The organism is Porphyrobacter sp. CACIAM 03H1, assembly GCF_002215495.1.
In the GTDB taxonomy this organism is placed as follows: domain Bacteria; phylum Pseudomonadota; class Alphaproteobacteria; order Sphingomonadales; family Sphingomonadaceae; genus Erythrobacter.
On record NZ_CP021378.1, the window covers coordinates 2,017,020 to 2,038,326 of the forward strand.

Below are 21,307 nucleotides of genomic sequence, written 5' to 3' on the forward strand. Positions count from 1 at the left end.
AGTAGGGCAAAAGGGCGGGCGTCAGATGGTCCGCTCGGCAATTGCTCCGGTCACGCCGCCTTTTTCGCTTTCGCAGCCTTCTTGACGATGCCGCTCAGGCCCTTGGTCAGCTGGAATAACCCGTTGAGGCGGCTCAGCGGATCGCCCCAGGCGCGGTTGATCACCAGCTTCATGTCGGGGCGCAGCTTGGCCGTTTCCGGCGCGCTCGCGTTCAGCCGCTCGACATAGGCGATGAGGCCTGCCGGATCGGGGAAATCGTCATTGTGGAAGGTAACGAGCGTGCCCCGCGCGCCGACGTCGATCTTGGCGATGCAGGCCGCGATCGCCTGATGCTTGACCTCGATCAGGCGGATCAGGTTCTTGGTCGGCTGCGGCAGATCGCCGAAGCGGTCGATCATCTCGGCGGCAAGGCTCTCGATCTCGTTCTGCCCCTCGGCCTGGTTGAGGCGGCGGTAGAGCGCCATGCGCACCGCGAGGTCGGGGACATAGTCTTCCGGGATCATGATCGGGGCGTCGACCGTGATCTGCGGGGTGATCTTGTCGCGCGGTTTTTCGAGGCCCATCTCGCCCGCCTTGGCTGCGAGGATCGCCTCCTCGAGCATGGCTTGGTAAAGCTCGAATCCGACCTCGCGGATATGACCCGACTGCTCGTCGCCGAGCAGGTTGCCAGCGCCGCGGATGTCGAGATCGTGGCTGGCGAGCTGGAAACCCGCGCCGAGCGAATCGAGATCGCCGAGCACCTTCAGGCGCTTCTGCGCGATCTCCGACAGGGCCACGCCGGCCTCGTGGGTCAGATAGGCATAGGCGCGCAGCTTCGCCCGCCCCACGCGCCCGCGCAGCTGGTAGAGCTGGGCAAGGCCGAAACGGTCGGCGCGGTGGATGATGATCGTGTTGGCGCTCGGGATGTCGAGCCCGCTCTCGACGATCGTGGTCGAGAGCAGCACATCGTAATTGCGGTCGTAGAAGGCGCCCATCCGCTCCTCGACCTCGCCCGGGCTCATCTGGCCGTGAGCGGTGACTGCCTTCACCTCGGGCACGTTCTTGCGCAGCCAGTCCTCGACATCGGCCATATCCGAAATGCGCGGCACGACGATGAAGCTCTGCCCGCCGCGGTGATGTTCGCGGAGCAGGGCCTCGCGCATCACCATGTCGTCCCACTCCATGACATAGGTGCGCACCGCGAGGCGGTCGACCGGCGGGGTCTGGATGGTGGAAAGTTCGCGCAGGCCCGACATCGCCATCTGGAGCGTGCGCGGGATCGGGGTGGCGGTGAGGGTCAGGACGTGGACGTCGGCGCGCAGTTGCTTCAGCTTCTCCTTGTGGGTGACGCCGAAACGCTGCTCCTCGTCCACGATCACGAGGCCGAGGTTCTTGAACTTGGTGGACTTGGACAGGATCGCGTGGGTGCCGACCACAAGGTCGATCTGCCCGTTCTCCAGCCCCTCGCGGGTCTCGGCGGCTTCCTTGGCGGAGACCAGCCGCGATAGCCGCCCGACCTTGAGCGGGAAGCCGGCGAAGCGTTCGGCGAAGTTCTGGTAGTGCTGGCGGGCAAGCAAGGTCGTTGGCGCAACGATGGCCACTTGTTGACCATTCATTGCCGCAACGAACGCAGCCCGTAGCGCCACTTCGGTCTTGCCGAAGCCCACATCGCCGCACACCAGACGGTCCATCGGACGCCCGCTCTCGAGGTCGGACAGAACGTCGGCGATGGCGCGTTCCTGGTCCTCGGTCTCGGCCCAGGGGAAGCGGTCGGTGAACTGGCCGAGGCTGGCGGGATCGGCGGGGAGAGCCGGGGCCTGCCTCAATGCGCGGGCGGCGGCAACCTGCATCAGCTCGCCGGCGATCGCGGTGATGCGCTCCTTGAGCTTCGCCCGCCGGCGCTGCCACGCCTCGCCCCCGAGCTTGTCGAGCGCCACCGCCTGTTCCGAGGAACCGTAGCGGGTGAGGACGTCGAGGTTCTCGACCGGAATGAACAGCTTGTCCCCGCCCGCGTATTCGAGCGCGACGCAATCGTGCTGGCTCTTGCCGACGGGGATCGCCTCGAGCCCGAGATAGCGGCCGATGCCGTGCTCGACATGGACGACGAGATCGCCTTGCGACAGGGCCTGAAGTTCGGCGAGGAAGGCATCGGAATCCTTGCGCTTCTTCTTGCGCCGCACCAGCCGGTCGCCAAGAATGTCGGCCTCGGTCAGGATCTCCAGCGTGTCCGAGGCAAAGCCGGTCTCGAGTGGCAGGACGACCACCGCAGTGGTCTTCTTGGCCGCCAGTCCCAGCGCCTGCTGCCAGCTTTCGGCGATTGCGGTGGGGGCGCCCGCTTCCTCGAGGATCGCGGCCATGCGCCGCGCGCTGCCGGCCGAATAGGCGGCGACCAGTGACTTGCGCTGCGACTTGGCGACGGGTTTGAGGTGCGCGGCGGCGGCCTCGTAGACATTCTCGCCGCGCCCGCGCTCGGGGGCGAAGTCGCGCGCCGAGCGAAAGCCGAAGTCGATTGCGTTCGCGCTTTCCTCGGCGACGAAGGCCGAGGCACGGTGGGCCGGAAGCGCGGCCAGCGCCGCGTCGAACTCCGCGCGTGCAAGGTAGAGCGCGTCGGGCTTGAGCGGGCGGTAGCTGCCCTTTCGCTCGCCCGCGATCCGCCCGCGCTGTTCGTGGTAGTCGGCAATATCGGCCAGCCGCTCCTCCGCTGCGCCGAGGGCGTTCTGGTCGATCACGACCACATCGTCCTTGGCGAAGTGATCGAACAGGCTCGCCAGCTTGTCCTCGAACAGCGGGAGCCAGTGCTCCATGCCCGCCAGTCGCCGCCCCTCGCTGACCGCCTCGTAAAGCGGGTCCTGCGTCGCGCCCGCGCCGAACAGCTCGCGGTAGCGGGTGCGGAAACGCTTGATGCTCTCCTCGTCGAGCAGGGCTTCGGAGGCGGGGAGCAGCAGGTGCTCGTCGATACGCTCGATCGTCAGCTGGGTGGCGGGATCGAACAGGCGCAGGGATTCCAGCTCGTCGCCGAAGAAGTCGAGCCTGAGGCCGCTCTCGAGCGAGGAGGGGAAGATGTCGACGATCGACCCGCGCACCGCGAACTCGCCGTGGTCGATCACCGTGTCGGTGCGCGAATAGCCCTGCCGGGTGAGCAGCGCGGCGAGGCTCTCGTGCCCGATGGTCGTGCCGACCTTGAACGCGCGCACGCTCTCGCGCACCCGGAAGGGGGTGAGCACGCGCTGGAGCACGGCGTTGACGGTGGTGACCAGCAATTGCTGCGCCGCGCCCGGCTGCTGTAGCCGGTGGAGCGCGGCGAGCCTTTCGGCGCTGACCGACAGGGCGGGACTGGCGCGGTCATAGGGGAGGCAGTCCCAGGCGGGGAAGGTGACGACCTCGATCTCGGGCGCGAAGAACCGCGCCGCCTCGGCGGCGGCCCGCATCGCCGCATCGTCGGGCGCGATGAACACCGCCCGCCGTTTCGCGGCACGGGCGAGATCGGCGAGCACCAGCGGCACGCTTCCGCGCGGGAGCGAGGCGAGGGTGAGCGGATCGCGGGCCGCGAGGATGCGGTTCAGGTCTGGCATCGGGTCACTTCACAAGGATCAGCGGCAAAGCACGAGTGCCCCCGGCTCGGATCGAGGGGGGTATGGGGAAGGGCGCACGCCCCCGCACAACCGCGGGCGCGCGCGATTTGTTCCGGGCCTTAGCGGCGCATCGACGGCTTGTCGAACGGCGCTGCGGCTCAGCGCGGAATGTCGACGTAATCGAGCTTCTGCATGGTTGCGAGCAGGTCGCCCGCAAGGTGCTCGGGCGGGGCCAGCGTGCCCAGCGCCCAGGCCATCACATCGACATCGTCCTCGTCGAGCAGTGCCTCGAACCATCCAAGCTCGGCCTCGCCCCAGGCGGCATGGTAGCGGTCGTAGAAGCCGCCGATCATGTAATCAGCCTCGCGCGTGCCGCGATGCCAGGCGCGGAACTTCGCGCGGGCGAGACGTTGTTCGAAGGAAGGCGCGTCGGTCATGGCGTTGCACCTAGCCACAGCCTTGCGCGCCTTCAACTCGCAAAGACGCAAGTCAGGTGTTAGCCATGCTGCCCATGCGTCCCGAGGCTCTCAATCCGCTCTTCGCCGAAGTGGCGACGCTCGACGGGGTCGGGCCCAAGCTGATGAAGCCGCTCGAGCGGCTTGGCCTGACGCGGGTGAAGGATGTGGCCTACCACCTGCCCGAACGCTTCGTCAGCCGCCGGGCGGTGGCCGATCTCGATTCGGCGAGCGAGGGCGAGCAGGTGATCATCCCGCTCACGCCGGTCGAACATCGCGCCCCGCGCGCCGGAAGCCGCGGACCCTATCGCGTGCTGGCACAGGACGACAAGGGCAACGTCTGTTCGCTCAACTGGTTCGGCAAGGCCGCCTACAGCGCCAGGAAGCTGGTGCCGGTGGGCGAGAAGCGCTGGGTGGCGGGCCGGCTCGACCGCTATGGCGACATGCTCCAGATCGTCCATCCCGAGCATATCGAGGCGGACAGCGCCGCGAACATGGGGCGCCTGAGCGAACCGGTCTATCGCCTCTCGGAAGGGCTGGTGCAGCCGCGCATCGCCGATTTCGCACGGCAGGCACTGGCGCGGCTGCCGGAACTGCCGGAGTGGATCGAGCCGGGGCAACTGGAACGCGCCGGCTGGCCCTCATGGCGCGATGCTCTGCGGCTGGCGCACGAGGGCACCGATGCCAAGGCGCGCGACAGGCTCGCCTATGACGAATTGCTGGCGAACAGCCTCGCGCTGCTGCTGGTCAAGGCCGACGGGCGGCGCAGGCGCGGGCAGGCGCTGGTCGGCGACGGCGTGCTCAGGGCGAAGCTGCAACTCCCTTTCGGCCTCACCGGAGCCCAGATCCGCTCCATCGCCGAGATCGAGGGCGACATGGCGCAGGAGGCGCCGATGCTGCGCCTGCTTCAGGGCGATGTGGGCGCGGGCAAGACCGTGGTGGCGCTCAATGCCATGCTGATCGCCGTCGAGGCGGGCAAGCAGGCGGCCCTGCTGGCACCGACCGAAATCCTGGCGCGCCAGCACTTCGAAACCCTGAGGAAGATGCTTGGCCCGACCGGAGTCGAGATCGCCCTGCTGACGGGCCGCGCCAAGGGGCGCGAGCGCGAGTCGATCCTGATGGGGCTGCTTGATGGCTCGATCCAGCTGCTCGTCGGCACCCATGCGATCTTTCAGGACACGGTCAATTACCGCGACCTCGGCCTCGTGGTGATCGACGAGCAGCACCGCTTCGGGGTGGCGCAGCGGCTTGCGCTGGCCGCAAAGGGCAGGCGCGCGCCCCACACCCTCGCCATGACCGCGACACCGATCCCACGCTCGCTGACCCTCGCGCAATATGGCGAAATGGATGTGAGCCGCTTGGACGAACTGCCCCCGGGGCGGCAGGCGATCGAAACCCTCGTTTTCCCGCAGGCGCGCATGGAAGAAATGATCGCCGGGGTTGAGCGGCACCTTGCCAGCGGGCAGCAGGCCTACTGGGTCTGTCCGATGGTCCGCGAACTTGACGGTGCTCCCGACCTTGCCGACATCGCCGCCGCCGAGGCGCGCTATGCCGCGCTGCGCGAGCGGTTCGGCGATGCGGTGGTGATGGTCCACGGCCAGCTTCGCCCCGAGGTCAAGGACGCGGCGATGGAGCGCTTCGTGACCGGTGACGCCCGGCTGCTGATCGCGACCACCGTGATCGAAGTCGGGGTCGATGTGCCGACCGCGACGCTGATGGTGATCGAACAGGCCGAGCGGTTCGGCCTTGCGCAATTGCACCAGCTGCGCGGCCGGGTGGGGCGCGGCTCGATGAAAAGCCGCTGCGTGCTGCTGCGCGGCGACGAACTTTCCGAGACGGGCAAGAAGCGGCTCGCCCTGATGCGCGAGACGCAGGACGGTTTCCGGATCGCGGAGGAAGACCTCGAACTGCGCGGCGGGGGCGAGCTGCTCGGCACGCGGCAATCGGGGGAGGCGGGCTTCCGCATCGCCGATCTCGAACAGACCCAGCGCCTGCTCCCCGTCGCCCACGGCGATGCGCGGCTGCTGATGGAACGCGACGGCGGGCTGACAAGCCCGCGCGGAGAGGCGGCGCGGCTGCTGCTCTACCTGTTCGAGCGCGACTGGGGCGTGCAGTTGCTTCGGGGCGGCTAGATCAGGCGCGCAGCGCGTCGACTTCGCGCAGGAGCCGGTCCGCCCAGGCGTGGACCCCGAGATCGATCAGGCTCCACGCGTGCTCGAAAGCGGCGGTATCGCCATAATAGGGATCGGGCACCGGCTCCCCGCGCCTGCCTTCGACCGCATCCAGCAGCATCGCCAGCGAGGCGGTGCCGTCGCGCGGAGCCTTGGCGCGCACGCCTTCGAGATTGGCGCGGTCGAGCGCGATGATGTGGCTGAAGCGGTAGAAATCGTCCCGCTCGATCTGCCGCGCCGACTGGCCGGCGATGTCGATCCCTTTTAGGCTCGCCATCGCAATGGCCCGCGGGTCGGGCTGATGGCCGACGTGATAGGAGGCGGTTCCGGCGGAATCGACATTCACCGCAAGTCCGCGCGCCTGCGCGGCCGCGCGGAATGCGCCTTCGGCCATCGGTGACCGGCAGATATTGCCGAGACACACGAACAGCACGCCGATCCTGTGGTCGATCCCCCCATGCATGGCCTCGCAGTATTACAATTCCTGCAGGCTGTCCATCGCCTATCTCGTTGGTTTCCAATGGAACATGTACGGCCTGTCCGCTGCTGCTTGGACAAGGCCGGCGCGGGCACCAAGCCGGGGCAGGACGGTCCTCAGGCGGCGGCGGCGGGGAGGGGCGAGGTGCTTGCCAGCACCTCCTCGGTGATCCGCCGGATGTTGACCTTGGCCTTCAGCCGCGCGCCGAGCAGCGCCGTGCCCGAGACCTTGCGCTGCACGAAGAGGGTCTCGATCGGCGGGAAGGCCCAGGTGTCCTTGTCCTGCGCGATGGCATAGCCTTCCTCGCGCAGCAGCGGCACGAAAGCGCGGTCCCCGAAGTCGAAGGGCGCATCGGCGCGCATCTCGTTGATGACGATGTCGATCATCCGTCCCACCCGCTCGGGGTGCTTCTCGGCCACGATCGGCATCATGAACCCGGCTTCGATGGTTGCCTTGAGCACGTCCTCCGCATTGCCCTCGAGGCCTGCAAGCAGCATCTTGCGATAGCCGTTCGCCACTGTCGGATCGACCGGCCGGCAGGCGCCAAAATCGAGCAGCACGATCTCGCCCGTCTCGCGCCGGTAGCGGAAATTGGCGAAGTTGGGATCGGTCTGCATCACCCCGAATTCGAACAGCTCGCGCGCCACAAGGCGGATCAGCCGGGCGAAGACCTCGTCACGGCGTTCCGGGCTTTCCTTGCCGAGTTCCTCGATCGAGACACCCTCCTCGAAGCTCATGGCGAGGATCGCGCCGCGCGTCAGGCCTTCGTGGAGGCGCGGCACGACGAAACCGGGGGTCCCGGCAAGCCGCTCGCGATAGAGCGCCATCTGGCGGCCTTCGCGCTGGTAGTCCGCCTCTTCGTGAAGCTGCTGTTTGGCCGCCGCCATCAGCTTGTCCATCTCGAGCTCCGGCGGGGCGAAGCCGGCGACCTTGAGCAGGGTCATGACGTTGTCGACATCGCTGTCGATCGACTTGGCGACGCCGGGATACTGCACCTTGATAGCCAGTTCCTCGCCGTCACGGGTAAGGGCCTTGTGGACCTGACCGATGCTGGCGGCGGCAATGGGTCGGGGGTTGAACCAGCGGAACTGCTTGCGCCAGTCGGGGCCCCACTCGGCCTTCAGCACCTGATCGAGCTGGCGGGTCGGCATGAAATTGGCCTGGTCACGCAAGGTCGCGAGGATCCGCGAGAGCTCGTCAGGCAGGAAATCGCCGGCATCGAGGCTGATCATCTGCCCCATCTTCATCGCCGCGCCGCGCAGGTGCGACAGGCGGTCGGTCAGGCGCTGGACATTGCCGGGTGTCAGGATCAGGTCGCGTGCCGTGATCCCCTCACCGCTCGCGAGCCGCCGCGCCCCTTCCGCAACCATGCCGCCGGCCACCCCTCCGACGAGCTTTCCGAAGGTGCCGAAGCGCGCCATCCGCCCTGCCGGCACGGGGCGCTGGCGGTTGCGGTCTTCGGGCAGATCCTTGAAGTCGGGAATATCGTCGTCGGCCACGGGAGAGGGTTCCGTTTCGGGGAGGCGTTTCAGACGGCAACGGCTGGCGGAGCCGCGCGTTCCGGCCAAGGTGGGGCCGATCCTGGCGTAATCAACTGATGCACAGGCCTCCGTCGACCGGCAGGCACTGGCCTGTGATGTAGTCCGAATGGGGCGAGGCGAAGAACACCGCGAGGCCTTCGAGCCCTGCGTGGTCGCCCGGGCGGCGCAGCGGGATGCGGCGGCTCATCCATTCCGCGAACTTCGGGTCGGCCTTGGCGGTGATGTCGGTTTCGTAATAGCCGAAGAGGAGGGCATTGGCGGTTATCCCGTAGCGCGCGAGCTCGAACGCGGCGGCGCGGGTGAGGCCGTTGAGGGCGGCCTTGGAGGCGGCGTAATCCGACGAGCGGTTGACCCCCATGATCGACTGGCCCGAGGAGGTCGCGATCAGCTTTCCGCCGGGATCGCCTTCCTTCGCCCGTGCGATCATGTGGCGGGTCACGTACTTGTAGACCAGCGCCGCCCCGCGGGTATTGACCGCGAGCGTGCGGTCCCAGCCTTCGGCGGTGATGTCGGGGATCGCCGTCCCCGCGCCCGAAATCCCGGCATTGGCGAAGCAGACATCGACCCGCCCGAAGGCGTCGAGGGTCTGTTCCAGAGCAGCGGCGATCGCGTCCTCCTCGGCCACGTCGCAGGTCAGCGCCAGCACGTCGCCATCGCCCAGACCGCGCAGTTCCTCGACCGCAGCGGCGTTCTTGGCGGGGTTGCGGGCGAGGATGGCGACATGGGCGCCCGCCTTGGCGAGCCCGCGGGCCATCGCAAGGCCGAGCCCGCCATTGCCGCCGGTGACGAGGGCCACGCGGCCGGTGAGATCGAACAGGTCCATGCCGTCCCACGTGGCGCAAACGCCGCGCCGGTGCAAGACGGGCGGGAACCGCTGCAAGGGCTGCCGGTTTGTGCCCGCATGGACGGACAGACCTCGCTCTCACCCGCAGCGCGGGCGCTCGGCTATGCCGGGCTGCTGCCGCAGATCATCTGCATCGCGTTGATCCTGACGGGCCACGAATGGCGCTATTCGGCGCTTGCCGGGGGCTTCGCCTATGCGGCGGCGATCTTCAGCTTCCTTGGCGGTGTATGGTGGGGACAGGCGCTCGGACACGGGCGGGCGGGCACGGGTGCCTATGTCCTCGCCGTGCTCCCGAGCCTGATCGCTGTGGCGCTGTTCCTGCCCTGGACTTTCGGCTGGGACTGGCCCGGACCGGCGATGCTCTACCTCGGCGCGCTGATCCTGCTCTCGCCGCTTGTCGACCGCGCCCTGGGCTTTGCCGACGCGGACTTCCTGCGCCTGCGCTGGCACCTCTCGCTCGGTCTGGGCGGGCTGACGATCGGGCTTGGACTACTGGCGCCGCAGGTGCTGTGACGGCGCCGCGGAAGCGGGCGAGGACGTCATGTTTGCGATGAATTAACCACTGTACCCTAGGGAGAAGCTAGAGTTTCCCCACGGGACAGCGCGCTTGATCATTGCTTCGCTTAAGTCACTGGCCGACAGGATCCGGCGTGCGTTCGGCAGGACCGGCGGGAAAGTTGCTGTATCTGCAGGAGAATTGGAAGGCCGCTCCGGCACGGACATCGTCCTGCGCAAGCGCATCAAGGTGGCCGTGATCGCGATTGCGCTGGGCTCGCTTTCGGGCTGGATCGAAGTGCCCCTGCCAGCCGAAGACTTCTATCGCGTCATGCGCGCACACGTGAGGGCCCGACCGGCTCCGCAGGACGTGGTGATGATCGCGCTCGATAACGCCTCGCTCAACGCAATCGGCAAGGGCACGCCATCGCGGCTCGACGACAGTCTGCTGATGGACCGGCTGGTTGCTGCCGGGGTCCACCAAATCGTGTGGGACCGCGCACACGCCGACCCTTCTTCCCCGGAAGCCGATGCGCGGTTCTCCGCGACCCTCGACCGGTATCGCGGCATGGTCTGGCTGGGCATGGTTCCTCAATTCGAGAAATCTTTTCAGAAGATCCAGGAAGTGCTTCCCCATTCGCAGTTCCGCGAACGCGCCGGGGTGGCATCGATGGTCTACGAGTCAGCCCCATTCCGCCAGGGTGCGAAGATCGTCACCGAGGTCGAAACGAGCGGAGCGAAATATCCCGCCATTGCAGCTGTCCTGGCCGACTACGACGGGCCGATTCGTCGGTTCCGGCCCGACCTTGCGATCGATCCGCGCTCTTTGCCCACTTACAGCTACGTCGATGTCTTGCACGGTCGCGTGGGAGCAAACCAGCTGAAGGGGAAGAGGGTCATCGTTGGTGAGGCCTATATCGCCTCAGTCGATGTATTCGAGCATCCGCTTTATGGCCGCTTTCCCGGGGCCACCTTGCACATCGTCGGCGCCCATACGCTCAAGCGCGGCACCCCCGTCGATCTTTACTGGTATCCTGCCCTGCTGATCGGCGCCCTCGCCATTATCGTGCAGGCATCGAGGCGCACCCGATCGTCCCGTGTGTTGTGGATCGCGGCCGGTGGTCTGCTGGCCGTCACGTTCATTCTCGACGAGACCGCTGTCAGCATGGACATCATGTCCGGTCTGCTCGCGCTGGGTGTCGCCGGCTTCGGCTTCCACCGCATAACGAAGAAGTACTACAGCGGCGATGTCGATGCGATGACGACCTCGGCGCTCAGCCTCGATCGCGCCAATGCGGGCCGGGACGTCTACGCGCTGAAGATCTCGAACCTGTCGGAAATTTCCGAGGACTGGAGCGAGCGCGAACTCGGCGAATTCGTCAACAGCCTGATCGCCTATGTCAAGGAACCGGGCGAGGTCGCCGATGTCGCCTTCGAGCGTGACGTGTTGGTGTGGTTCGCTCCCCGCATGGACGCCGCTAGCCTTGAACGCCATGCCGACGGTCTGGCGCTGATGCTCAAGACCGCGATCAGCTACGACTGGCAATCGACCAATAGCGCGCCCGCGCTCGGCATCGACATCAATTACGAGCTGCCGATCGGCCAGCGCATCAAGAAGGCGATGCAGGCCGCCGATGAGGCGGCTGCGCGCGGCGTGCGCTTCATCATCAACGATGCCGCCCATCTGGAGGCGCGCAACCACCGGCTCGGGATGATCCGTCTGCTGGAGAAGGGGCTGCGCGATCGGGATATCGGAGTCGCCTATCAGCCGAAAGTCGATCTCGCCTCGGGCCGGATCGTCGGGGCCGAAACGCTGATCCGCTGGCGGCCCGACGGGGGAGAGCTTGTCAACCCGCAGGATCTCGTGCTCGCCGCCGAGGCGGGCGACCGGATCAACGAACTTACCCTGGTGGTGATGGAGGGCGCGCTGCTCGAGGCCAAGCAGGCGATCGCGCTCGACCCGCGCTTCAAGCTGGCGGTCAACATGTCGGCCAAGAGCCTGTCCGACACCCACCTGTTGTTCGATATCATGACCCTGCTGGGCCGCTACGATTTTCCGGCCGAGAACCTGACGCTGGAACTGACCGAGACCGCCAAGCTCGAGGATCACCGCATCGCTCCGCAGATCGCCGCGCTCAAGGCGCGGGGGATCGGGCTGTCGATCGACGATTTCGGAACGGGCGAGTCAAACCTCGAATACATCGAGAAGCTGCCGAGTTCGGAGCTCAAGATCGACAAGCGCTTCGTGCAGCACATGGCGACCTCGGAAGAGAGCAGGGCAGTGGTGCGGGCGACCATCGAGATCGCGCACTCGCTGGGCAAGATCGTCGTCGCGGAAGGGGTGGAGGACGCTGCTGTCGTCGCAGAGCTCAGGGCGATGGGTTGCGACCAGGCGCAGGGCTATTTTTTCTCGCAGGCGATCACCATGCCCGAACTGCTGGCGATGTTGGGAGAGAGGCGGGCAGCATTTAACGGTTGATTAAGGTTAATAAAGTGCTATCAGAGGCTCCTACGGCATATCAATGCTAACAGGAGGCTGTTATGTGGGAATGGGTAGTCAACGCTGGCGGCGTCCGCTAAGACGCTGATCATATTGTAAAAAAAGCCCCGGGAAACCGGGGCTTTTCTTTTTTGCGGGATGCCCGCTCCGGATTATGCCGCGTGCCCCGCTGGCACGTGAACGCGGCCTCCAATTTCGAATCATCGTTAACGTCCGGATTCCCCGAAACCTCAGGCACGGGCCCCATGCCCGTATGATGTGCCGCGTACAGATTTCCGGATGGATGCGAAATTGGTCGGGGAGAGAGGATTCGAACCTCCGGCCCCTGCCTCCCGAAGACAGTGCTCTACCAGGCTGAGCTACTCCCCGACCGTGTCGCTCCGCGCGGGCAAATGCCCCTGCGGATCGAGGCAAGGCGCGCCCTATAGGTGTGGATGAGCACAGTGGCAAGCGGGCAAATGCGGCTTATAGTCGCCGCCATGGCCAGCGCAGCGATTCCCCTTTCCACCGACGCAAATCCGCACCCCGAACAGCAGTATCTCGATCTGATGCGGCAGATCTGGGAGACCGGCAGCGAGCGCGTCGATCGCACCGGGGTGGGCACGCGCTCGGTATGCGGCAGCGTGTTGCGATTCGACCTCCGCGGGGGAGCGATGCCGCTGCTCACCACCAAGCGGGTCTACTGGAAGACCGCGACGCGCGAATTGCTGTGGTTCCTGACCGGCGAGACCAACATCCGGCCGCTGGTGCTGCAGGGCGTGAAGATCTGGAACGAGTGGCCGCACGCCCGATATGTCCGCGAGACGGGCGATCAGGTCAGCCTCGAGGAGTTCGTTCAGCGCATCGCCGATAACGAGGCTTTCGCGCAAGCATGGGGCGATCTCGGGCCCGTCTATGGCAAGCAGTGGGTGGACTGGCCGACCTGGCGATACCGCCCCGACGGCCTCTACGAGAAGGGCGAGGGCATCAACCAGGTTGCGCAGGTGATCGAATCGCTGCGCACCAGCCCGGGCAGCCGCCGCCACATCATCGAGGGCTGGAACGTCGCCGAGCTCGACCGCATGGCGCTGCCGCCCTGCCACAAGACCTACCAGTTCCATGTCGCGGGCGAGGGGGGCGACGCGCGGCTCAACTGCCTGCTGTACCAGCGCAGCTGCGATGTCGCGCTGGGCCTGCCCTTCAACCTATGGTCCGCGGCACTGCTCACGCGCATGATCGCGCAGCAGGTCGACATGCTCCCCGGCGAGCTGGTGTGGATGGGGGGTGACGTGCACCTCTACCTCAACCACGCGCATCTCATCGAGGAACAGCTTGCGCGCCAGCCACAGGGCCAGCCCCGCCTCGAGATCCTCCGCAGGCCGGAAACAATTTTCGGCTACCGGATCGAGGATTTCGTGGTGCATGATTACGCGCCGCTGCCCCCGATCAGCGCCCCTGTTGCGGTGTGACCGCGCGCCTGCGACCATGCTTGACCGCTCCCCGGCGGTGAAATAAAAATACGTATGCAAGCAATGATCGCACCCGCTGTTCGCGGCCCTGCGAGCACGGGAGAGCGCGAGCCAATGGCCGATCCGGCAAGACCGTCAGACAGCAACCGCGCACCCCTCGCGCTGCACGTCCCCGAGCCGAAATACCGGCCCGGCGACCAGGCCGACTTCTCGCATATCGACATCGGTGCTCCCGGCGACCAGCCGCGTCCGGACGAAGGCATCCACCCCTCGCAGATGGCGGGCCTTGCCTATGGCCTCGTGCGGGTGCTGGGGGACGACAATCAGGCCCACGGCCCGTGGAATCCGCGGCTCGATCCCGAAACCCTGCGGGCGATGCTGGGCCACATGGCGCTGGTGCGCGCCTTCGACGAGCGGATGTTCCGCGGTCAGCGACAGGGCAAGACCAGCTTCTACATGAAGTGCACCGGCGAAGAGGCGACGTCGGTGGCGGCAGCGATGGCGCTCGCCGGCGATGACATGGTGTTCCCCAGCTACCGGCAGCAGGGCATCCTGATCGCGCGCGGCTATCCGCTGATCGAGATGATCAACCAGATCTATTCGAACCGGGCCGACAAGCTGAAGGGCCGGCAGCTGCCGATCATGTATTCGAGCCGGGATCACAGCTTCTTCTCGATTTCGGGCAACCTTGCCACCCAGTGCCCGCAGGCGGTGGGCTGGGCGATGGCGAGCGCCATCAAGGGCGACAGCCGGATCGCCGCGACCTGGGTGGGCGAGGGCTCCACAGCCGAGGGGGACTTCCACTCCGCCTGCACCTTCGCCGCGGTCTACAACGCGCCGGTGATCCTCAATGTGGTGAACAACCAGTGGGCGATCTCGAGCTTCAGCGGCTTCGCGGGGGCCGAGCGGACCACCTTCGCCGCGCGCGGGCTGGGCTACGGGATCGCGGCGCTGCGGGTCGACGGCAATGATGCGCTGGCGTGTTATGCGGCAACCGAATGGGCCGCAAACCGCGCGCGGGGCAATCACGGACCGACCCTCATCGAGTATTTCACCTACCGCGCCGAAGGGCACTCCACCTCGGACGATCCCTCGGGTTACCGCTCCGCGCAGGAGCGCGAGGAGTGGCCGCTGGGCGATCCCATCAACCGCCTCAAGAAGCACCTCATCGCCATCGGGGAATGGGACGAGGAACGCCACGCGGCGATGGACCTCGAATGCGCCGAGCGCGTCAAGGCCACCACCAAGGAAGCCGAGAAGAACGGCATCCTCGGCCACGGCCTCCACCACCCGTTCCACACCATGTTCGAGGACGTCTACGAGGAGCTGCCCTGGCACCTCGAGGAACAGGCCGAACAGGCGATCCGCGAGCGCATCGCCAAGTTCGGCACGGAAAGGCCCTTCGGATGAGCGAGCAGATGGAAACCGCGGGCGAAGTGCAGGCCGAACGCCGCCTCAACATGATCGAGGCGATCAACGAGGCGCTCGACATCATGCTCACCCGTGATCCCGATGTGATCATCATGGGCGAGGATGTCGGCTATTTCGGCGGCGTGTTTCGCGCCACGGCGGGCCTTCAGGCGAAGCACGGCAAGACCCGCGTGTTCGACACGCCGATTTCGGAATGCGGAATAATCGGCGTGGCGGTGGGGATGGGGGCCTATGGCCTGCGCCCCGTGCCCGAAATCCAGTTCGCCGATTACATCTATCCCGGCCTCGACCAGCTGATCTCCGAAGCCGCGCGGCTGCGCTATCGGTCGGCGGGCGATTACATCGCGCCGCTCACCGTGCGCTCGCCCTTCGGGGGCGGCATCTTCGGCGGGCAGACCCACAGCCAGAGCCCTGAGGCGCTCTTCACCCATGTGGCAGGCCTCAAGACCGTGATCCCGAGCACGCCGCACGATGCCAAGGGCCTGCTGATCGCCGCGATCGAAGACAATGATCCGGTGATCTTCTTCGAGCCCAAGCGCATCTATAACGGGCCGTTCTCGGGCTATTACGACAAGCCGGTCGAGCCGTGGAAGAAGCACCCCGACAGCGTGGTGCCCGAAGGCTATTACAAGATCCCGCTCGGCAAGGCGCGGGTGGTGCAGGAAGGCGAGGCGCTCACCGTGCTCGCCTATGGCACGATGGTCCACGTCGCCGAGGCGGTGTGCAAGGCCAAGGGCGTCGATGCCGAAATCCTCGATCTGCGCACGCTGGTGCCGCTCGACATCAAGGCAATTGAGGCCTCGGTCGAGAAGACCGGGCGCTGCCTGATCGTGCACGAAGCGACCCGCACCTCGGGCTTCGGGGCGGAGCTTTCCGCCCTCGTCACCGAACGCTGCTTCTACCATCTCGAAGCCCCGGTTGAACGCGTGACCGGCTTCGACACGCCCTATCCCCACAGCCTCGAATGGGCCTATTTCCCCGGCCCCGTCCGCATCGGCGAGGCGATCGACAAGCTTCTGAAGGACTGACCGCGCAATGGCCAAGTTCACTTTCAACATGCCCGACGTGGGCGAGGGCGTTGCCGAGGCGGAGGTCGTCGAATGGCACGTCAAGGTCGGCGACCGCGTGGAGGAGGACCAGCACCTCGTCGACGTGATGAGCGACAAGGCGACGATCGACATCGAGAGCCCGGTCGCGGGCGTTGTCACGCAGCTTGCGGGCGAGGTCGGCGACACCATCGCCATCGGCGCGATGCTGCTGGTGATCGAGACCGACGGTGAGGGGGAGGCGACCGCTGAGCAAGCCGAAGCCGCTGCCGAGCGGGTCGAGGACGAGATGTCCGATGCGCCCACCTCTGATGAGGTTGCCGAGCGGATCGAGGTCGAGACGTCGGACGCGAGCGATCAGCAGGATGCGGCGGCTTTAGATCCCTCCGTTCGTGCTGAGCCCGTCGAAGCACTGCCTTCCTCTTCCGGCACCGCGTTCGAAGAAAAGAGCAGCCCTTCGACAAGCTCAGGGCAAACGGATGCTGGCGCCAAGGTCCTCGCATCGCCCGCCGTGCGCCAGCGCGCGAAGGACCTCGGGATCGACCTCGCCGAGGTGAAGCCCGCCGCGGATGGCCGTGTGCGCCATGCCGATCTCGACGCCTTCCTCGCCTACAACGGCGGCTTCGGAGCCGCAGGCAAGGCGCGCTCCGATGAGACGATCAAGGTCATCGGCCTCAGGAAGCGCATCGCCCAGAACATGGCTGCGGCCAAGCGCCACATCCCGCACTTCACCTATGTCGAGGAGTGCGACGTCACCGATCTGGAGGACCTGCGCGCGCAGCTCAACGCAGCGCGCGGCGAGCGGCCCAAGCTCACCATGCTCCCGCTGCTCATCACCGCGATCTGCAAGGTGATCCCGCAATACCCGATGATCAACGCGCGCTACGACGACGAGGCGAATGTCGTCACCCGCTACGGCGCGGTGCATCTCGGCATGGCGGCACAGACCGACAGCGGCCTCATGGTCCCGGTGATTCGCGACGCGCAGGCGAAGAACCTCTGGCAGCTCGCCCGCGAGATCGGTCGCCTCGCGGAGGCTGCGCGCAGCGGCAAGGCGACGTCGGAGGAGCTGTCGGGCTCCACCCTTACCGTCACTTCGCTCGGGCCGCTCGGCGGCGTTGCCACCACCCCGGTCATCAACCGCCCGGAAGTCGCGATCATCGGCCCCAACCGCATCGTCGAGCGCCCGATGTTCGTGCCCGACGGCATGGGCGGCGAGCGTATTGCCAAGCGCAAGCTGATGAACATCTCGATCTCCTGCGATCACCGCGTCGTCGACGGGCACGATGCGGCGAGCTTCGTCCAGGGCGTGAAGAAGCTGATCGAGACTCCCGCGCTTTTGCTGGTCGACTGAAGGCGCTAATGTCGGCGCCGAGGGAGGAGCCGGCATGACCCGCGATCCGCGCATCGACGATTACATCGCGAAGGCCCCCGCCTTCGCGCAGCCCATCCTCGCGCATGTACGCGCGCTGGTGCACGAGGCGCTGCCTGAGGCGGAGGAGGGCATCAAGTGGGGGATGCCGCACTTCATCCTCGGCGGGCGCAATGTCGTGGGGCTGGCGGCGTTCAAGGCGCACGCCGCGGTCGTCATCCACCACGAGGACCAGTCGGGCGAGGGCATGGGCTCGCTCGGCAAGCTTGCGAGTCTCGCCGACCTGCCGCCCGACGGGGAACTCGTCGCGCGCATCCGGGCGGGTGCGGCGGCGGTCGGCACGCCCCGGCCGAAGCGTGCGCCGAAGCCCGAACTGCCCGTGCCGTCCGACCTGGCCGCCGCGCTCGATGGCGCCCCTCAGGCACGCGCGGTGTTCGACGGCTTTGCCCCCTCGCACCGGCGCGAATACATCGAATGGATCACCGGGGCGAAGCGCGCAGAGACCCGCGCGGGGCGGGTCGCACAGGCGATCGAATGGCTCGCCGAGGGCCGCAAGCGCAACTGGAAGTACGATAAGTGCTGAAGCTTGCAGCCACCCCGAAATTTTGCCGATTGGGCCGTTGACAGCCCGGTGCACCGGCCCTAATGGCGGCGCTCCACGAGCGGGACGGCAACGCCGGAACGCTCTTGGGCAAGCAGTGCGCGGGTGTAGCTCAGTCGGTTAGAGCGCCGGCCTGTCACGCCGGAGGTCGCGGGTTCGAGCCCCGTCACTCGCGCCATTGCTGCCCCTTCTCTCCTACAGAACCTGATCGTAACCGATGGTGTCTGCCTTCGCGGGCAGGCTGACGATCAGCCCGTCATCGGCGATCCGCATTTCGCCGCCGAAGCGGTTGCGCGCGTCGCCAAGGAAGGCGGGCTCAAGGAACCACACGGGCGGGCCGGGGATGACGTGGTAGAACACCAGCGCCTTCACCCCTGCGTCCTCGGCGATGGCGGCGGCCTGCTCGGGCGTGGCGTGGTAGGAGGGGATGTCGGCCATGATCTTGGCGACATCGCGGTTCCCGTTCTTCGCCGCCTGCTTGCCGATCTCGCCCACCAGCTTCGGATTGAGCGCCTCGTGGAACAGCACGTCCGCGCCCCGCGCGAAGGCGCCGAGCGGGGGATGGTAGCTGAGGTCGCCGCTGATCACCACCGAGCGCCCGCCATAGCTGATGCGGTAGGCGAAGGCGTCCTTCACCGGATCGTGCGGCACGCGCGCGGCGGTGACGGTGACGCCGCCTGAGGCATAGACCACGCCGCCGTCCAGCGCCTCGGGAACGAATTCGCGCGGTGCGCCGCCGAAGCCGCCCGGGCGGGCGACCTCGGGGCCGTGATGGGCGATGCGCAGGCCGCGGTCGGTGGCATAGGCTGCCGCGAAGCCCTCGACCACGGCGCTCGTGCCCGGCGGGCCGTGGACGGGGATCGGCGCGCCGCGCCGGCCGGCCATCCAAGCCTGGAGCAGCAATTCGCCCAGCCCGTCGATATGGTCGGAATGGAGGTGGGTGAGGAAGGCCGCATCCAGCCGCTCCATCGGGAAGCCCATCGCGCCCAGTTTGCGGACCGAGCCCGAGCCCGAATCGAACACGAGGCCGGTGCGCCCCGCCAGCACAGCAAGGCACGGCCCCGCGCGGTCGGCATCGTGCAGCGGAGAGCCCGTCCCGCAGGCATAGACATGGAGGCCATCGGGCAGCGCCGCCGACGGATCTTCGCCGACGCGCTCTTGGATCGCGGCAAGGAACAGCCGCTCGCTGATGGCCTGCTTGCCGAAAGTCCAGGCAAGACCGCCTGCCAGCACCAGCGCCGCAACCGCGACCAACGCGATCCGCTTCATCGTCACTCTCCCCCGTTCGCGTCCCCGGGGGCGGTTATGCGGGGTGCCTGCACGACTGGCAAGCGGGGCGCGTCAGAGGAGTTCAGCGATGCCTGCCCGACAAGAACGGGCGAGGTCTAGCCCTGCGATTCCTCGGGCGCAGGGGCGGGGGGCGGGGGGCTCCAGCGGCCGGTCTCCATCCAGATCAGGAAGCGCCGCAAGGGCAGCAGCCAGATCAGCCCCAGCACCACATAGACCACCGTCTGCGCCCCGCCCGACCAGTGGCCGATTATCCCCGGCGCATAGCGCGCGATGGTGACGCCGTAGAGCATCAGCAGGAAGAACAGGCTGACGATGCCGAAGGGGATTCGCCAGGTCGGGGTCTCGCGCATCAGGGCTTTCCGTAGATCCGGGTGGGCGTGACGACCGCGTCGAGCGGAACGTCGTGCGGTTCGGTGGGTAGGGCCTCGCACAATTGCGCGTCCCATGCGAGCCCAACGGCAAGGACGGGAGGATGTTCCGCCAGCCAGCGATCATAGTGCCCGCCGCCCTGTCCGAGCCGTGCGCCCTCGGGCGTGAATCCGACGAGGGGGACGAACAGGACGTCGGGGATGAGCGCCTCGGCGTCGGAGGCAGGCTGGAGGATGCCGAAGGGCCCGACCTCGAGATCCTCCTGCGCGTAAGGATCGGTGTGATGGCGGAAGGTCATCGGCGCGGCGCGATCGGCGAAGTGGGGGAGGGCGATCACGTGCCCCGCGTCGCGGAAGAAGCGCGCATAGGCGGCCGCGGGTGCCTCGAAGGGGCCGGCGTGGTAGAGGCCGATGGTCGCCTCCTGCGGAATCCGCGCGAGCAGCGGGGCGGGCGGGCGATGGAACATGAGCGCGCGCAGGTTGTCGGGCAGGGCCTGAACGTGCGCCTTGCGCCGCGCGCGGAGTTCCTTGCGAAGTTCGTCCTTGGTCATCGCGTGTCCTTCCGCCTGCGCCAGTGAAGAAAAAGCAGGGCTTCGACAAGCTCAGCCCGAACGGAGGAGGAGCGAAAATCGGCCCGCAGGCCCGCAAGCGCGACCGCGCGCCCGGAGGGGTGGCCCCGCAGGGGCCGGGCCCCCGGAGGAGAGCCAAGCGCGCGGATGCGCGCGCCGGCGCCTGAGGCCAAAACAAATGCGTGGCGGAACCACCATGGGTCGTTTGCACTCGAAATCCTCTGACGCCAGTAACGTCAGGTGGGCGCCGTTTACCCGAGCCTTCCGGACGGACCGGCAGACAGGGGCAGGGACAGCTCCCATGGATTGCTTATAGCCTCAGGGATATTCAATCGGCTCGTGCCGGGCAGTCCCGCCGCTTGCCAATCTAGGCGTTTGCGGCGGCCGCTTCAAGCGCGGCGGCGCTCGCCTCGGCGCGCGCGGCGAGGGCTTCGAGCCGCTCGGCCATGTCCTCGGCGAGCGGGGACGGTGCGGCGGGGGTGCCGAACAGGTCGAATTGCGGGGTTGCGGCAGGCGCGGCCGGCGGAGTCTTTCGCGCCGCGGCAAGCTCGGCCTCGAGCCGGGCGACGGTCTTGCGCAGGGCGTCGAGCTCGGCGGTGTCGGGCTCGGGGGTCGGAGCAGGCGCAGGTGGCGATGCCGTCCGCTTCTTCGCCTCGGCCAGCTCGTCGGCGAGGAACAGGGCCGCGAACAGCAGGTTCTGCGCCTCGAGCGGCGCACGTGCCGCCCCCAGCTGGGCATATTTCTCGGCGATCATCGCGCCCAGCGCCCGGATGTGCGCTTCCTCGCCGTCGGCGCAGGCGATGGTGTAGCTCTTGGGGCCGATGCTGAGGGTGACGGTGCTCATGGCGCGGCTCAATCCTCCAGCTGGGCGAGCAGATCATCGAGCTCGCGCAGGGATTCGGCGACCTGTTCGCGCAGCTTCTCGTGGACGTTGACCAGTTCAACGACCCGTCCCGAGCCGCCGCCGCCCTTGCCGTCCGCGCCCGCCGCCACCTCCCGCGCCGCATCGATGCGCGCCATCGCGCTCTCGATACGGGCCAGCGCGGTTGCGATGCGTTCGGCGGTCATGATGGCTACCGATACCAACAGAAATCATGACGCGCAAAGGCTTGGGGCGGGCTGTTGATAAGTGTGCCGAGGGCGGATG

At 67.2% G+C, this 21,307-nt stretch carries 18 protein-coding genes, 2 tRNA genes and 1 other RNA gene; 9 read left to right on the forward strand and 12 right to left on the reverse strand.

From position 1 onward, the window contains the following. Positions 1-50: 50 nt before the first annotated feature. Positions 51-3,551, reverse strand: a complete 3,501-nt coding sequence (gene mfd / locus CBR61_RS09620; protein WP_088914157.1) for a transcription-repair coupling factor — start codon at positions 3,549-3,551, stop codon at positions 51-53. Between the two features lie 158 nt (positions 3,552-3,709). Next, on the reverse strand, positions 3,710-3,988 hold the full coding sequence (locus tag CBR61_RS09625; RefSeq protein WP_088914158.1) for a succinate dehydrogenase assembly factor 2: 279 nt from the start codon (positions 3,986-3,988) through the stop codon (positions 3,710-3,712). A 74-nt stretch (positions 3,989-4,062) separates the two neighbouring features. On the opposite strand from CBR61_RS09625, the gene recG reads away from it, so the two are divergent. After that, positions 4,063-6,138, forward strand: a complete 2,076-nt coding sequence (gene recG, locus CBR61_RS09630; RefSeq protein WP_088915561.1) for an ATP-dependent DNA helicase RecG — start codon at positions 4,063-4,065, stop codon at positions 6,136-6,138. Between the two features lies 1 nt (position 6,139). Here the strand turns inward: recG and CBR61_RS09635 are convergent, their stop codons facing one another. From CBR61_RS09635 to CBR61_RS09645, 3 genes are all read right to left on the reverse strand, one after another. Beyond that, complete coding sequence (locus CBR61_RS09635; RefSeq protein ID WP_088914159.1) at positions 6,140-6,640, reverse strand: low molecular weight protein-tyrosine-phosphatase; 501 nt, start codon at positions 6,638-6,640, stop codon at positions 6,140-6,142. Positions 6,641-6,771: 131 nt separating this feature from the next. Further along, positions 6,772-8,076, reverse strand: coding sequence for an ABC1 kinase family protein (locus CBR61_RS09640; RefSeq protein ID WP_420705704.1), 1,305 nt, complete (start codon positions 8,074-8,076; stop codon positions 6,772-6,774). A 169-nt stretch (positions 8,077-8,245) separates the two neighbouring features. After that, on the reverse strand, positions 8,246-9,019 hold the full coding sequence (locus CBR61_RS09645) for an SDR family NAD(P)-dependent oxidoreductase (protein ID WP_088914160.1): 774 nt from the start codon (positions 9,017-9,019) through the stop codon (positions 8,246-8,248). Between the two features lie 78 nt (positions 9,020-9,097). Here CBR61_RS09645 and CBR61_RS09650 point away from each other — a divergent pair, with 78 nt between their 5' ends. Both CBR61_RS09650 and CBR61_RS09655 read left to right on the forward strand, forming a co-directional pair. Continuing rightward, on the forward strand, positions 9,098-9,553 hold the full coding sequence (locus tag CBR61_RS09650; RefSeq protein WP_088914161.1) for a DUF3429 domain-containing protein: 456 nt from the start codon (positions 9,098-9,100) through the stop codon (positions 9,551-9,553). Positions 9,554-9,647: 94 nt separating this feature from the next. Next, entirely contained in the window at positions 9,648-12,014 is a 2,367-nt protein-coding gene (locus CBR61_RS09655; protein ID WP_157696555.1) for an EAL domain-containing protein, read from the forward strand. Positions 12,015-12,327: 313 nt separating this feature from the next. On the opposite strand, the gene CBR61_RS09660 is transcribed toward CBR61_RS09655, so the two are convergent. Beyond that, positions 12,328-12,404: transfer RNA gene (locus CBR61_RS09660), tRNA-Pro, on the reverse strand. 110 nt (positions 12,405-12,514) lie between these two features. On the opposite strand from CBR61_RS09660, the gene thyA reads away from it, so the two are divergent. The 6 genes from thyA to CBR61_RS09690 all read left to right on the forward strand — a co-directional run bounded on the left by thyA (position 12,515) and on the right by CBR61_RS09690 (position 18,111). Then, on the forward strand, positions 12,515-13,483 hold the full coding sequence (thyA, locus tag CBR61_RS09665; RefSeq protein WP_088914163.1) for a thymidylate synthase: 969 nt from the start codon (positions 12,515-12,517) through the stop codon (positions 13,481-13,483). Between the two features lie 114 nt (positions 13,484-13,597). Beyond that, a complete protein-coding gene (locus tag CBR61_RS09670; RefSeq protein WP_088914164.1) occupies positions 13,598-14,893 on the forward strand; it encodes a thiamine pyrophosphate-dependent enzyme in 1,296 nt (431 codons plus the stop codon). Continuing rightward, entirely contained in the window at positions 14,890-15,942 is a 1,053-nt protein-coding gene (locus CBR61_RS09675) for an alpha-ketoacid dehydrogenase subunit beta (protein ID WP_088914165.1), read from the forward strand. Before CBR61_RS09670 ends, CBR61_RS09675 begins: the two co-directional genes overlap by 4 nt. Positions 15,943-15,949: 7 nt before the next feature. Continuing rightward, entirely contained in the window at positions 15,950-17,314 is a 1,365-nt protein-coding gene (locus tag CBR61_RS09680; RefSeq protein WP_088914166.1) for a dihydrolipoamide acetyltransferase family protein, read from the forward strand. A 34-nt stretch (positions 17,315-17,348) separates the two neighbouring features. Beyond that, positions 17,349-17,915, forward strand: coding sequence for a YdeI/OmpD-associated family protein (locus CBR61_RS09685; RefSeq protein WP_088914167.1), 567 nt, complete (start codon positions 17,349-17,351; stop codon positions 17,913-17,915). A gap of 119 nt (positions 17,916-18,034) precedes the next feature. Further along, positions 18,035-18,111: transfer RNA gene (locus CBR61_RS09690), tRNA-Asp, on the forward strand. Between the two features lie 17 nt (positions 18,112-18,128). Here the strand turns inward: CBR61_RS09690 and CBR61_RS09695 are convergent. The 6 genes from CBR61_RS09695 to CBR61_RS09720 form a co-directional block, all read right to left on the reverse strand. Continuing rightward, on the reverse strand, positions 18,129-19,202 hold the full coding sequence (locus CBR61_RS09695) for an MBL fold metallo-hydrolase (protein WP_088914168.1): 1,074 nt from the start codon (positions 19,200-19,202) through the stop codon (positions 18,129-18,131). Positions 19,203-19,318: 116 nt separating this feature from the next. Continuing rightward, positions 19,319-19,573 (reverse strand): DUF2842 domain-containing protein, encoded by a 255-nt coding sequence (locus tag CBR61_RS09700; RefSeq protein ID WP_088914169.1) that lies wholly within the window; start codon positions 19,571-19,573, stop codon positions 19,319-19,321. Next, the gene (locus CBR61_RS09705; RefSeq protein WP_088914170.1) at positions 19,573-20,142 is read right to left on the reverse strand and encodes a 5-formyltetrahydrofolate cyclo-ligase; all 570 of its coding nucleotides are present in this window, start codon (positions 20,140-20,142) and stop codon (positions 19,573-19,575) included. The genes CBR61_RS09700 and CBR61_RS09705 overlap by 1 nt, the downstream gene beginning before the upstream one ends. A gap of 202 nt (positions 20,143-20,344) precedes the next feature. Beyond that, positions 20,345-20,516, reverse strand: a non-coding RNA gene (gene ssrS, locus CBR61_RS09710) — 6S RNA. A gap of 11 nt (positions 20,517-20,527) precedes the next feature. Continuing rightward, positions 20,528-21,004 (reverse strand): cell division protein ZapA, encoded by a 477-nt coding sequence (locus tag CBR61_RS09715; RefSeq protein ID WP_088914171.1) that lies wholly within the window; start codon positions 21,002-21,004, stop codon positions 20,528-20,530. Between the two features lie 8 nt (positions 21,005-21,012). Beyond that, complete coding sequence (locus tag CBR61_RS09720) at positions 21,013-21,228, reverse strand: hypothetical protein (protein ID WP_088914172.1); 216 nt, start codon at positions 21,226-21,228, stop codon at positions 21,013-21,015. Positions 21,229-21,307 lie beyond the last annotated feature (79 nt).